This is a genomic window from Vulcanisaeta moutnovskia 768-28 (assembly GCF_000190315.1).
In the GTDB taxonomy this organism is placed as follows: Archaea; Thermoproteota; Thermoprotei; order Thermoproteales; family Thermocladiaceae; genus Vulcanisaeta; species Vulcanisaeta moutnovskia.
Window position 1 is genome coordinate 2,285,327 of sequence record NC_015151.1, and the last position, 13,657, is coordinate 2,298,983.

Annotated in this window: 16 protein-coding genes and 1 pseudogene; 5 read left to right on the forward strand and 12 right to left on the reverse strand. The window is 41.4% G+C overall.

Annotated elements, in window-relative coordinates; genetic code table 11:
* The first annotated feature begins 1 nt into the window (after nt 1).
* From VMUT_RS12075 to VMUT_RS12090, 4 genes are all read left to right on the forward strand, one after another.
* Nucleotides 2-910, forward strand: coding sequence for a hypothetical protein (locus VMUT_RS12075; RefSeq protein ID WP_048057083.1), 909 nt, complete (start codon nt 2-4; stop codon nt 908-910).
* On the forward strand, nt 885-1,538 hold the full coding sequence (gene rnhB, locus VMUT_RS12080; protein ID WP_048057084.1) for a ribonuclease HII: 654 nt from the start codon (nt 885-887) through the stop codon (nt 1,536-1,538). Before VMUT_RS12075 ends, rnhB begins: the two co-directional genes overlap by 26 nt.
* Nucleotides 1,539-1,590: 52 nt before the next feature.
* Nucleotides 1,591-1,839, forward strand: coding sequence for a TMEM134/230 family protein (locus VMUT_RS12085; RefSeq protein ID WP_013605688.1), 249 nt, complete (start codon nt 1,591-1,593; stop codon nt 1,837-1,839).
* Nucleotides 1,840-1,954: 115 nt separating this feature from the next.
* On the forward strand, nt 1,955-2,758 hold the full coding sequence (locus VMUT_RS12090) for a nucleotide-binding protein (RefSeq protein WP_013605689.1): 804 nt from the start codon (nt 1,955-1,957) through the stop codon (nt 2,756-2,758).
* A gap of 2 nt (nt 2,759-2,760) precedes the next feature.
* Here VMUT_RS12090 and VMUT_RS12095 read toward each other — a convergent pair whose 3' ends face one another.
* From VMUT_RS12095 to VMUT_RS13175, 12 genes are all read right to left on the reverse strand, one after another.
* A complete protein-coding gene (locus VMUT_RS12095) occupies nt 2,761-4,623 on the reverse strand; it encodes a type II secretion system F family protein (RefSeq protein ID WP_013605690.1) in 1,863 nt (620 codons plus the stop codon).
* Between the two features lie 36 nt (nt 4,624-4,659).
* Nucleotides 4,660-5,253, reverse strand: a complete 594-nt coding sequence (locus VMUT_RS12100; RefSeq protein WP_013605691.1) for a LysE family translocator — start codon at nt 5,251-5,253, stop codon at nt 4,660-4,662.
* Between the two features lie 137 nt (nt 5,254-5,390).
* A complete protein-coding gene (locus VMUT_RS12105) occupies nt 5,391-6,506 on the reverse strand; it encodes a 4Fe-4S dicluster domain-containing protein (protein ID WP_013605692.1) in 1,116 nt (371 codons plus the stop codon).
* Nucleotides 6,499-6,792: an ArsR family transcriptional regulator gene (locus tag VMUT_RS12110; RefSeq protein ID WP_013605693.1), complete on the reverse strand. Its 294-nt coding sequence runs from the start codon at nt 6,790-6,792 to the stop codon at nt 6,499-6,501. Before VMUT_RS12110 ends, VMUT_RS12105 begins: the two co-directional genes overlap by 8 nt.
* Nucleotides 6,785-8,755: a CoB--CoM heterodisulfide reductase iron-sulfur subunit A family protein gene (locus tag VMUT_RS12115; protein WP_013605694.1), complete on the reverse strand. Its 1,971-nt coding sequence runs from the start codon at nt 8,753-8,755 to the stop codon at nt 6,785-6,787. The genes VMUT_RS12110 and VMUT_RS12115 overlap by 8 nt, the downstream gene beginning before the upstream one ends.
* The gene (locus VMUT_RS12120; RefSeq protein WP_202795176.1) at nt 8,742-10,121 is read right to left on the reverse strand and encodes a CoB--CoM heterodisulfide reductase iron-sulfur subunit A family protein; all 1,380 of its coding nucleotides are present in this window, start codon (nt 10,119-10,121) and stop codon (nt 8,742-8,744) included. The genes VMUT_RS12115 and VMUT_RS12120 overlap by 14 nt, the downstream gene beginning before the upstream one ends.
* Complete coding sequence (locus VMUT_RS12125) at nt 10,111-10,536, reverse strand: hydrogenase iron-sulfur subunit (RefSeq protein ID WP_048057085.1); 426 nt, start codon at nt 10,534-10,536, stop codon at nt 10,111-10,113. The genes VMUT_RS12120 and VMUT_RS12125 overlap by 11 nt, the downstream gene beginning before the upstream one ends.
* An 18-nt stretch (nt 10,537-10,554) precedes the next feature.
* Entirely contained in the window at nt 10,555-10,830 is a 276-nt protein-coding gene (locus VMUT_RS12130; protein WP_048057330.1) for a sulfurtransferase TusA family protein, read from the reverse strand.
* Between the two features lie 9 nt (nt 10,831-10,839).
* Nucleotides 10,840-11,262, reverse strand: coding sequence for a DsrE/DsrF/DrsH-like family protein (locus VMUT_RS12135; protein WP_202795177.1), 423 nt, complete (start codon nt 11,260-11,262; stop codon nt 10,840-10,842).
* 178 nt (nt 11,263-11,440) lie between these two features.
* Nucleotides 11,441-11,905: an ABC transporter permease gene (locus VMUT_RS13045; RefSeq protein WP_237699669.1), complete on the reverse strand. Its 465-nt coding sequence runs from the start codon at nt 11,903-11,905 to the stop codon at nt 11,441-11,443.
* Complete coding sequence (locus tag VMUT_RS13170; RefSeq protein WP_237699670.1) at nt 11,865-12,314, reverse strand: P-loop NTPase family protein; 450 nt, start codon at nt 12,312-12,314, stop codon at nt 11,865-11,867. The genes VMUT_RS13045 and VMUT_RS13170 overlap by 41 nt, the downstream gene beginning before the upstream one ends.
* A 39-nt stretch (nt 12,315-12,353) precedes the next feature.
* Nucleotides 12,354-12,503 (reverse strand): ATP-binding cassette domain-containing protein, encoded by a 150-nt coding sequence (locus VMUT_RS13175; protein WP_013605699.1) that lies wholly within the window; start codon nt 12,501-12,503, stop codon nt 12,354-12,356.
* Between the two features lie 225 nt (nt 12,504-12,728).
* Between VMUT_RS13175 and VMUT_RS12150 the strand changes: the two are divergent.
* Nucleotides 12,729-13,472, forward strand: a pseudogene (locus tag VMUT_RS12150) (SDR family NAD(P)-dependent oxidoreductase).
* Nucleotides 13,473-13,657 lie beyond the last annotated feature (185 nt).

Below are 13,657 nucleotides of genomic sequence, written 5' to 3' on the forward strand. Positions count from 1 at the left end.
AATGCTGATTAATAAATCATTAATACCCATGGCAATACTAATCCTAATTGTAGCATTGATTATTACCCCAGGTACCGTATTCAGTAATACCTACGTGGGTTTTTACAATATCATTAACTGGCCTGTACTTAGCGTTACCCTAATAAACGGTACATCTAAAAGCAATGGAATAATCATTGTAATATCACCAGGAGAATTATCAAATCAACCGTATGAGATCTTCTCTGGAATTGGCTTAATCAGTGATAATTACCTTCTGGTTGATGGTATTATATACACTAATGGTACAATAAGCATTGCAGAATTAACACCAATAAATGCATCGATAAGTTCAGGTAACGTTGGTAATGAAGTTACCGCAACGCCGGGCGTTAATATTACTATATATGGTACCTCTGATTATGTGGTGATTGGTCAACGAACATACCATGTAGGTCAAATGACAGAGAGATCATCAATTATGAGTAATAATGTTAGTGGTAATTTCATAATGAGTAATGGCAATATTAATAATGCTCAATCCACCGTTATGCATAGCGTGAATAAGAAAGGGGAAAGTAGCAATATAATTATGCATATTATCGTTAATTCTTCATTACTAACAACAGTGTTAATGATCACCCTATTAATATCACTACCTTTTCTTAGAATTCAGATACGTGATAATAAGGATTGCATTAACGATGCATTTATAAAGTTCGTAAAGAAACTCGGCGTTAGGGATCCCTCCTTAACCCATAGAGATCTTAGTAAATATTTACTAAGGAATAATTACCAGCTTAATGATACTGTTAATAGGGTGATTAATTATTATGAGATGGCTATTTATGGAAATAGACCAATTAAATGTGAGGAATTTAAGAGACTAGTTAAGGAGGTGCTCAATGCAGGGATTTATAGGAGGCATTGATGAGGCTGGCCGAGGACCAGTCATTGGACCCATGGTTATAGCAATAGTGGTTACTAATGATATGAATAAATTACGAGAAATTGGTGTTAAGGATTCAAAGGAACTAAGCCCTGAAAGCAGGTCTCGATTATTCATTATTCTTAAGTCAATCCTAAATTACATAGACTATGAAATCATTGAACCAGTGATAATTGATAGGTATGTGAATATGAATGCTCTGAACATTCTTGAAGTAGAGGTAACCATTAAATTGATTAATAAGGCGTTAAGTAATATTCAAGTTCATACTATTTATATTGACTCGCCGGATCCCAAGCCCGAGAGGTTTAGGGATATGATCATGGAGAGGGTCGGTGGTAATGTTAATGTGATCGCAATGAACAAAGCTGATAAGTTAATACCAGTAGTTTCTGCGGCAAGTATAGTGGCTAAGGTGGTTAGGGACTCAATAATTGAGAGGCTACATAGAGAATTTGGAGATTTTGGGAGCGGTTACCCTAGTGACCCAAGAACAATTGCCTTCCTTAAGAGGTGGATTGAGAAACATGGTGACCTACCACCAATAGTTAGAAGGAGTTGGTCGACCGCCAAGAAAATGCTTAGTAATCACTTAGATAAGTACTTATGAGGGCCATGGCTCATTAAATATAAATACCTAGGAAATTACTGGCTTTACGCATATGAGGATTAGCCTAATGATCACAATAATTGGATTAGTATTCATGGTTATTGGATTTGTGCTCCTATCAATAATCAATAATGTATTGCTCTCATCATCATTCTTCATAATAGGCTTTCTCCTAAATGTCCTGGGAATATTAATGATAAACAGGGATATTGAGAACCTACTCGTTAGACTTGAAATGGAAAGTAATAAGCCGAGCCCTGATGACATTAAGAGAAGGCCGCTCAAGAAACCAAAGAGATAATTCTTAATTTAAAGTATGAGAATGAAAAATAAAATCATTATATTAAGGAACACGGGCATTAGTTCTAGTAATTCTTATTTACTTACTGTATAAACATAGTGTAATTGGTGATCTTGTGAAGACGATCTTAATAACGAGTGGCACTAAGGGTGGTACTGGCAAAACAACAATAGCCGTGAATATGGCCGTTATCCTCGCCTATGAATTAAGGGGAAGATCTCAATACCCCACCGTGCTTATTGACCTAGGTTTAGATAGTGGAACCGCAACCATGTTATTGCTTGGTAACGTTGAAACACAGATGATGAATACCCTCGCTGATTACTTCATGGGCAAGATCCCTGATCCACTTTCCACATTATACGTAAAGACTTGGCAGATTGATAGTGATTTATTTAAGCTCGTCTTTACCGCATCCCTAAGTCCATATCCAGGTCAAGTTAGAATTGATAGATACCTCCTTAGGGGCTTGCTAAATGCCGTGGAGGCCATATCACCAATGTACGTCATAATCGATACACCAGCCCTTGGCCTATCCTACGATACTTTAATTACACTTCTTGAGGTTAGTACAAATGTAATCTTGGTGGCAATACCTGATCATAGTAGTTTAAGGTCCGTTAGCAATGTAGTTAATCTTATACGAGACGTGAAGGCTACCAATAAATTATTGAAACCCATACTAAACATGCTTAATATTAAGTACCCAGTGGATGCCTTGAGTGGTTATCCATGGACGAAACTTTTGAGAGACATAGTAGGTATCGAACCTCATGTAATTCCATACGATGAATTATTCCCAATAGTAAGGCAGGCATTAGAAATAGAGAGCTTGAAACTATCATTCTACGAATCATCAGCCCTTGACTCAATTTTTAAATACGTAGACTATTTAATGGAGACTATACCAACCAATTAATCCTAATATGGTACGCTTGACGATGGTGCAGACATGGCTCCAAATAAGCCACTCGCTATGAATGGCGACAACGCATAGAAGATAACCACCATCAGCGTTAACACAACCGCATGCCTAAATCCAAGTGATAACTCTCCCTCACCAAGCTTACCAGCTATTAACCCCATTATAAAGGAGTCTATGGTTATTGTAAATGAGAACGATGTAGCCAGTAAATTAATTAATGGACTAGACGTTGACCCACCTGCCGCAACACCACCAGGTCCGACCCTGGTCACTATCGCAACTACCGAGAATATTAAAACAACCAATGTAACTATTAGTATGATTGCACCTATGTATGGCACATATCTCAGCGGCCTCAGCCTAGCCCTCATATTCTCCTGGACGCTTACTATTGATGACGCAAAACTAGCGAGCATATCAAGAACCTGTGGCGATGCACCACCAAGGTCTATTGTTTCGGTGAGTAGGAACGTGAAGACCTTTGAGTAATAACTATGTAGTTTGGGCATTATTGATGATAGAACCTCCCTAATCGGAACACCATACCTAATCTGCTTAACCATCTTGTCTAGGTACTGATCAAAGGCACCATACTTCCTAGTATACCTCAGGGTCTCAAAGGTTTTTTCAGGCGTGAAACCACTCTTCCTTAATTCAGTCACATCCCTAAGGAATTCCGCGTACTCTCTATCAATCTCCCACCTCTCGCCAACAACCTTCATTGAGTAAATGGCAGTTGGTACAAAGGATAGGGCAAGAGTTAATCCAAAAACAATCGTGAAATCAAGAGGCACCGGTAAGCCGCGTATATAGATCCTATTGCCTAGATCCTTGTGGAATAATACCATATATTCAAGTGCGCCAAGTACGGCAGCTACGGCTATAGACACGCCAGCCCACTTATACGGCCTATAATCAGTATATGGCGATCTAAACGCCGAAACCTCACCAAGGTATATGAAGGCTATGGATATGGCAGGTACAATAAACAAGCCAAACATGTAGTTTGAGTTTATTGCCTGCATGAAGGCTGCGTACCTATTGCCAAACGGTGTTACGGCTTGTGCTAGATAAAGTACGTCAAGGCCTATTAGGAGTATTGCGGCAGATCCTATGTAGCTCTCCATGAGCATTCCCAGGAATTCAGCAGCCCTATTCATATGCTCTATGGCATTACTAACTATGTCATGTAATCTAGTATTTATGTAGTGGACAACATCACCGCCAGTCCTAACGGTAGTTATATAACCGCTAATGAACTCCCTAAGGGATCTACTCTCTAATGCTGATGATACGTTTGACAATGCCGTAAGTGGATCCTCACCAAAAACCTTAAACCTAATGTATGACCACCTAGCCACCTTACCCATGACCTCGAGGATCTTGGCCTCGGCAATTCTCTCCACAGCCCTAAATACGGAAAGCCCAGAGTTTGTTATTGCAGATACATAAGCAACAAAGAACGGTAATTCCGTATCGACCTTAAAGGCTAAGTCGCTCGATGTTATTCTTGGCATACTTATCATTATTTCATAGACAATAAGTGGCATGAATATGAGAACAATACCTATGACTATTAAGATAAGATCCCTAATCCCATATTGTGTTGAAAATAACAACTTCATTTTAAGCAGAATTAGGGCGTTATTTAGGTTCAGTATTATGAGGATTACGCCAAGTGGGGCCGTTATTACAAGCATTATTGTTGTTATGAATAAGACTCGGGCCAGGTACCGCTCAGGGCTTGTGAATGATAGTGATGATGCAAGGTTTTTCTCTAGCTTCTCGTAAATTCTCGTATTCTTTAGCCTTAGGATTAGTGGTCCCATTACCGATAATGCTAATTCGTCTAGGTCCACATTCTATTTTATAATTTCAACTTTATAAACTTACCTCTACATGAAGTAAAGCAGCGCACGAATAATTATATAAACGGCGAATGCAATAATGCCTAATGCCGAGATGAGCTTAATGGCAAAATCAACCCTGGAACCACCATAGACCTTACCAACATGTACAGCGTACGGAAACACAAAGACCCAAATAAGTATGGCAAGAAACAAACCAATGATACTAGAGATACCAAATATACTTATGAATGATAAACCTGCCGTAAGCCACCAAAACACTTGATAGGGATTGGTTAAGCCCATGGAAACTCCCATGAAGTAATTAAGGAATGGAGACCTATTACCACTAGTATTCCTGGGCGAGAAGGTGGATCTAAGTATTGACGCGGCTAAATACATCATAACGGCAAAACCAACGAAATAAAGGTAATACACGTAGTGACCCAAAATCCTGGAGAAGAAGTATGTTATTATCATTAAAATACCATCTGCGGACATAGCTCCAAGACCAACACTAGTTCCATGAATTGGCGAACGAGTTGCCTCAGCGGCAATTAATGCATTCATGGGACCAGGGGGAACTGCGAGGAAGAAACCAAATACCATTCCAAGTACAAAGTCATAGAACTGATGAAGCATTAATAATTCTCATTAGCACTTAAAATTAAAAATTTACGTATGAATTCTAAATTAAGAGGTGATGATGGACCCAACAGATGATGAAGAATACTTGCTAATATTTAGCAATTGAAGAAAATCAATAGTTTTTAATTAAATTATGCCGTGGTTCGCATGACCTTTGTCTTGGCTAAGTCATTGATCCTTGTGAAGTATATGGCAAATGGCCTATATGCCAGGTGTGACCATTTTGCGAAGGGTACCTCCAACACTAATAGTGGTGTTACGAAACCGAGATGCACCGTATACGCTATGTAAGTCTCTATGGGTAGACCCAGGTATTTAAACACATCAACAAGCACACCTGTGATCACCACGAGGTATAATAGGGTTAGGAAGAACCAATCCGTGGAGTGGGAGTACTGCCTCATTACTGCGTTCTTCCTTAAACGACCATAAATAGCATAGCCAGCGCCAACAAGCAATGCCGCTGATGCTATGTATCCACCGAGCCTTATCGGATTGTATATTGGGTAAAGGGTGTTTGTTTGGAATAGGTCCAGGAATACTATTACGAATACGAATATCGTTGCATATCCATAAACAATTAGTATATGCATTATCCAGTTTAAGGTATTTCTATTGCACTTCAACATCCTGACTTGCGTAAGGAAGTGAGGCACTACGGTCCTTATTAGCTCCCTTATATACGTTATGAAGGATATATCCCTAGCCGCAACTGTGAATCTATACATTCTATAAACATTGGTTAATAATAGGGCAGAAAGCACCACCAGTATTGCTATATCGCCCATCTCCACGATATGCAGCGGCAGGAAGGAATCTAGATCTACCCTTGTGAGGATGATTGGCCCATGTACGAAGTATACGCCGAGTACTGTAATAGCGAAGAGGAGGATTGTTGAGATGAACTCCACTACTTTTGACCTATAGAATCTCCTTGAGAAGCCTGTGAAATCATAACGTGTCGTTAAATACCTCCTAACGGCCATCATAAAACCAGCTGGATCTGCACCTCTTGGGCATGATTCTGTGCACTCACCGCAGTAGTAACACAGCCAGGGCTCAGTACTTGAAATTAGCTTATCCTCAAGACCAAGGATTGCGTACCTTATTATCTTCCTCGGAAATTCATGCCCCTCCTGGGCTAAGGGACAGGTTGCTGTACAGACGCCACAGCTATAGCAGGCAGATATATCAAATGCCCCAAGTTCCTTTAGCTCATCTATTAGTTTAGGATTTACCTTAGCCATGAGTCTCACCCCTCAATCTATACCTATAATAACCATCATCGGTCTTTTCAGTTGATTCCACTAAGCCGTACTTAAACATGGTCATGAGATGCCAAAAGACTATATCCTCGGGCAATCCCGTCTTTGAGGAAATCTCCTTAACAGTTAGCTCCCCATCTCTTCTTAAGCAATTAACTATCTTACTTCTTATAGTTGTTATTTCCCTAACGTACTCCGTAAGTTCCTTAGGTGGTTGAATCCCTAATTCCCTCTTTAATTTATCCATTGAGAGTTCCCTCCTAGTCATGAGCACCACCTGCTGCCCTTATCATATCCTCAATCTGCACATTCCTGAGACCCCTAAGTTGAACGGCACCGCTTGGACACACAGCCACACAGGCTCCACAACCTTTGCAAAGTACTTCGTTCACCCATGCCTTCTTACTGCCTGCATATTCCTTAATTACGATAGCGCCGTACGGACATTCACTCACACATAGCCCAGAACCCCTGCAACTATCTTGGTCGACAAAGGCAACGAAGGGTTCTAGCTCGGTATATCCCTTAAGGACCAGCGACATGACCTTTGCCGCAGCTGCTGATGCCGATGCCAAGGTCTCACCAACACCACGCGGTGCCTGTGCAGTACCCGCAATAAATATTCCACTCAGCATGGTCTCCACAGGCCTAAGCTTAGGATGAACCTCCTGGAGAAAACCATCGGTGCCCCTGGATATCTTCAATTTCTCTGCAATATTCACAGTACCGTCAGACGGCTCCATTCCCGTGACAAGAACCACTAAATCAACGGGCAGTTCTAATTCCATGTGCTCAGTTAGAACATCCTTAACCTTAACAATAGGCTTACCATTAATGTATGTGACCTGCGGCTCGCCCTCATCAACATCATACTTTATGATAACCTGTCCCTGCTTACTGGCCTCCTCAAATAATAACTCATTTATCCCGTAAGACCTAACATCCCTAACTACATGGTATATTTTGACATCCTTCAGGAACTCCTTAATGGCCGCCGCGACGTCCAATGCAGCTATGCAGCAATACCTAGAGCAATACTCATTCGCCTTCTTACCATCTACCCTTCTCTGCCTACTCCCTACACAGTAGATAAAGGCTATGCTCCTCGGTCTCCTACCATTAATAACCACATCACCATACCTATTAATAATGCCCACCAATTCCTGCAATGTAATTACGCCAGGTAAGCCATACCCATACTCACTCTTTTCAGGCTTATACGGCTTAAACCCAGTGGCTACAACTATTGCGCCAACCTTTAGATGAACAATTTGTGGTTCCTGAGAGAGATCAATCTTATCACTCATCTTAGTACATAGGCCGCATTTATCACATAATGCCATGTCTATCGCCGGTATTTCAGGGTAAGTACCATTGAATGGAGGAAACATTATTGCAGTTCTTTCAGAGACCTCGTAACTGAACTCATCCCTGGCCTTCCTTGGGCATATCTTTCTAAGTTCCTCAACTTCTCGTCCATTAGGCTTGCCTCTGAAATAGCGTGGATTCACCTTAATGGTAACATCGAAGTTACCCACATAACCAGACACGTTCTCTACCTCGGCATTAGTATATATAGCTACATTACTCATCTTCCTAAGTCTCTCTATTAACTCCCTCACTACGTCAATAGCTGTTTTTTCATATGGAAATACCTTAACGTTGCCTATTTTGGCAGCATTACCGCCAAGAAATGGAGTACGTTCAACAAGGTATACCGTAAGTCCTGACTCAGCCAAATCCAATGCCGTCCTTAACCCAGCAATACCACCACCAATTACGAGCACTGAACGCTCACAATTCACCCTAATCCTGCTAAGAGGCTCAGCATGCCTTAAGTATGCTATAGCTGCCCTAACCTGCCTTATCGCCTTATTGGTGGCCTCTTCCTTATCGTTCTCATGAACCCACGAACACTCCTCCCTAACATCAACATGGTAATACATGTACGAGTTACCACCGGCTCTCGCTATTGCGGCCCTAAATGTTGCCTCATGAAGCCTTGGAGAACACGAAGCGACAACAACAGCATTTACCTTACCACTCCTTATATCATTCTCAATCAACTTCTGACCAGCCTCAGAGCACATAAACATAAAGTCCTTAGCAACAACTACACCCTTCTCCTTACGTACTTCATCAACAACCCTCTTTACATTAACAACGTCAGAAATATTACCACCGCAATGGCATACATATACACCAATCCTAATTTTATCACTTCTTTCCATTGCTAACCACCTCTACTGGTATCATCCTCTCCTGCTTAAGCGATTTTAGATAAGCCGCGCATCTTGCTGCGGCCGATGCCGCTTCTAGTATGGTATCAGGAATGTCCTTAGGACCTGTTGCGCAACCTGCCGCGAATATGCCTTCTATATTTGTCTGAGTAGGTGCTGATGGATCTACCCTTATAAATCCCAAGTCATCTACGGCTATTTTTGCTCCATGAATTATTGAGATAATACTATCATTACTTGGCAATAGGCCCACGGATAAAACCACCAAATCATGCTCTGCTGAATTCACCTTCCCATCATCGATATCTTCATAAACTACCCTAACATTACCACTTGGTAATTCCTCAATCTTAGCCACCCTACCACGCACGAACTTAACACCCATTGCCTTAGCCTTCTGGTAGAACTCCTCGAAACCCTTACCATAAGCCCTTATATCCATGCAGTAAATAGTCACATCAGCTAGCGGTAATGCACCAAGGATTAACTGAGCCTGCTTTATTGAGTACATACAACAAACCTGGGAGCACCTTGGGTTACCAACCGTCTTATCCCTAGAGCCAACACAAAGTACGTACCCAATACTACTTGGTTCCTTACCATCCGATGGCCTAAGCACTGAGTTAAATGGTCTCGTTGGCGATAATAACCTCTCCATCTGCATTGCGGTTATCACATTCGGGATCTTACCATAACCATACTGCTCCTTCCTTTCCGCAGGGAATAATCTATACCCAGTTGTTATTATTATTGCATGTGCCTTGATCTTATATATCGTAGGTTTTTGCGTGAAGTCAATGGCACCAGCAGGGCATTCTCTTTCGCACTGTCCACAGAATATGCAATTATCTATATCAATTACAGCCTTCTTCGGTACAGCAGTATCGAATGGAATATACGCAGCCTTTCTTCCCCTAAGGCCATAATCATACTCCTTAGGTAAGACCACAGGACAAACCTCCTCGCATGTACCACAGCCTGTGCATAATTCCTCATTAACGAATCTCGGCTTTCTTAATACAGTGATCTCGAAGTCACCTTTACCCTTAACATCAATCCTAGTAACCTCGGAGTATGTCCATAAATCTATGTTTGGATGATGAGCCACGGCAGCCATTTTAGGAGTTGAAATGCAACTTGCACAGTCAAGTGTCGGAAACACCTTACTCAGTAGGAACATCTTACCTCCTATCGTAGGTTCCCTCTCAACAAGTAATACCTTAAACCCCATCTCAGCTAAGTCAAGTGAGGCCTCCATACCGGCAATACCACCACCAATAACCACTACGTCATACTCGAAGGACCCTTGGATCAGCTCCGCCATCTCAAGGATCTTCTGTGATATATTACTTCTCATGTGTTTTCACCTTAATGGGCCCTAGTTCCATTAACCTGGAATAGAAGTCATTCACTAACCTAACGAAGGCCTCACCGCATACTGAACAAATAGCGGCCATCTTAACTCTCTCAGGCTCTATACCCCTGTCGCTCAATAACTCCTGGGCCTCCTTAACACGCCTAGCGGTTTTATCAGTGCAGTCAGTTAGGTATGGGCAATCTGTACCATCAGCAGCTACGAACACCCCATCAAAACCACTCTCGAGCGCCAGTAATATCCATTCGGGCCTTATCATTGACGAACATGGGACCTTAATCATCGTGGTCTGCGCAGGATAACTCAGGTGCATTAAACCAGCGGAGCATACTCCAGGGTCTGAGATTATGTTTGTTGTAAAAATAAGAATTTGTGGATTTGATTTTTTAAGAACCATCCCATATCACCCCACCCATTATTTCATTCTCTTTACGAATATTCTCCAGTAACCCGGTTCCTCTATTGTTCCTAGGTATACGTGACCCATCTTCCTAGCCCAGAGAGGTAGGTCTCTCTTCGTACCTGGATCTGATGAAAGAACCTCAAGTATACCCCCAATTGGTACCTCCGTTATTGCCTGCTTCGCAGTAAGTAAGGGGCCGGGGCATGACATACCCCTGGCATCCACAGTCTTGCTTGGCTTGAGCTTCCTAAGCTCCTCCGGACTTAATTCACCCTTTGTCTCACTCATGCCCATCACCTACACAAAGAGTGTTATGTCAGCCTCAGACATCTTATCTACCCACTCACCCGCACCTATTATGTCATCGACTAAGTCGACGAAATCCTCCTTCTTGGCATTCCATATGTTGGCTGCCGTCGAGCATACATAGATCTTTAGGTTGCCCGTCTTCTTAGCCTCCCTCAATAAATCAAACCATGACGGTAATCTCAATTCCTGCAATCTTCTAGCAACCTCAGAACTCAGGTTCTGAAATTCACTGAAGTTCGTGTTTCTCTGAATAACGTCCTTCCTAAATGCATATGCTCCCCATAACTGTAGGAATAATTCAACCTCCATACCCATGGCCACCGCACCAGAAACAAGCATAGCTAAACCAGTCAACCTATCCACACTGCCTGAGAACACGGAAACCGCCATCCTCTTCTGTTTACCACCCATACTATCACCAGTCTTTATTATATTCAAGTGAATAATAAACAGTATTTCACGTCAAATGTATAACAACAAAAATATTTTAGTATTTAGTAATATAATTAAACCATAACGAGTCCATTTATAATTATGCATTTAAATTAACTTAACAAGGAATACGAATTCCCAACCTTGTTATTAATCCTCAATCAATTATCCTCCTAAACTCAATAGACGCCAACACAATAAACAACACAGCGAAAACCACTAAAGCCAATGCATCAATTGCCAATCCGTATGAGCTGCCGATTATCATAGTCTTCCTCAGGGCATCGACTACATATGTTAGTGGGTTTATAAGTACGATAACCCTGATCGGCACAGGCATGATGCTAATTGGGTATATGGCATTGCTCGCGAAGAATAGTGGTATTGTTATTGCCTGCCCAATTCCCATAAATCTCTCCCTGATCTTCATGTAAGTGGCGATCCATATGGAGAACACTGAAAATCCAATGAACGTAATCACCACTATGATCAATGAAAGTAGTAGATAAAATGGATTGGGCTCAATCTTAACACCTAGTGCTATGGCTATTGACGTTATTATTGCAAATTGGAATAAGGCCCTAATTATTGATGCAGAGGACCTGCCAAGTACAATGGACATTCGGGAGACAGACATTGTTAATAGCTTCTTCAAAATTCCGGACTCCCTTTCTCAAACTATTGTTAGGCCGTAGAATATGGATACGAAGGCCACGGATTGCATAAGATTGCATAATTACGCCAGGCGTTATAAATGCAACGTAGGGAATACCATTGGTGGGTAATGCCCTAACCCTAGCCATTACTGGGCCAAAGACAACAAGCCAAAGTATTGGCTGAATAGCCCTTGTGTAGAGCTCAGTCCTATTGTGTTTTATCCTACGTGCCTCATTGCCTGTCACTCCATAAACCTTTGAATAAATAAGTAGGTTCTCATAACCGGTTAAATCCATCCAAACACTGAATTCCTGGGGAACATAGCCAATAACCCTCCTAACCTTATCATCCTCCCTAACCACGTCATAACCCATCACATAGGCCAAACCTGTTGTTGGTCTTATCTGTGTCGTTTATATCCTCATTAATGTTGTCTTACCAGCATCATTAGGACCAAGTACTGCGAAGATCTCGCCATAATTCACATCTAATGAAACCCCATCAAGAGCTTTTACATTATTACTATAAATCTTAACTAAATCGTGTACCTCAATGATCTGCATATGAATCAATTACGTAAGGAATCACGTATCATTTAAATTACCTACTCTTAGTATTCGCATATTTGCAAGACTAAGCATTAATGTACTATCGTTATTAGCTTACAACTAGGAATAAATCTCTATAAAGCAGTATATCTATTTACAATAAAATAGAATAATATTTAATTATTATAATTTGTGATAAGAAAACTTATATATTTTTAAGTTATAACTATAACTATGCCTATGTTGAAAAATAAGGTTGTGATAATTACAGGGGCAGGCCAGGGAATAGGAAGGAGCATAGCCCTAAGATTAACAAGAGATGGTGCTATCGTTATTGCCACGGATATAACCGGTAAAGAAAATGAAACCCTCAACGAAATAAAGAGTCTAGGTGGTCAGGGAATGGCATTAAGGCTTGACGTAACTGACCTAAGGATGGCCGAGGACATAGCTAAGAAGGTCTATGATGCATATGGTCATATAGACATCCTTGTAAATAATGCTGGGATATACCCATTCAAGCCCTTCCTCGAGATGTCATTTGATGATTGATATAAGGTAATTAACATAAACCTAAACGGTACATTCAACGTAACGAAAGCCGTAGTGCCCTACATGATTAAGCAGAAGTATGGCAGGATAATAAACATATCATCCATAGCAGGAAACGTCATGGGCTTCGCCGGATTAACGCATTATAGTGCGTCTAAGGCAGGAATTGTCGGCTTCACCAGAGCCCTAGCCCTTGAATTAGCCCGCTACGGAATAACAGTAAACGCCATAGCACCAGATGCCGTTAAGACGCCAGGTGCGATGCAACCAGGCGGTGAGGAGCAGGTGAAGATGATGGAACAAATAATACCGGTGGGAAGATTGGCAGAACCCGAGGACATAGCATCTGTAGTCGCATTCCTGGCATCAGACGAGGCAAGTTATATCACGGGAGCCCTAATAATTGTTGATGGAGGCTGGACAATAACGTAAAAGCATAGGAAAATCTATTCCAAATATAAAAACAAAACACATAACCTTTCATTAATAACATATACGGCATAGCGTAACAATATTGAAAAGAACACGATTATAAATAATATTTTCGTTTCATTAATGAGCAATAAAAACTGGCGGGCCCGGTGGGATTCGAACCCACGACCTACGGGTTAAGAGCC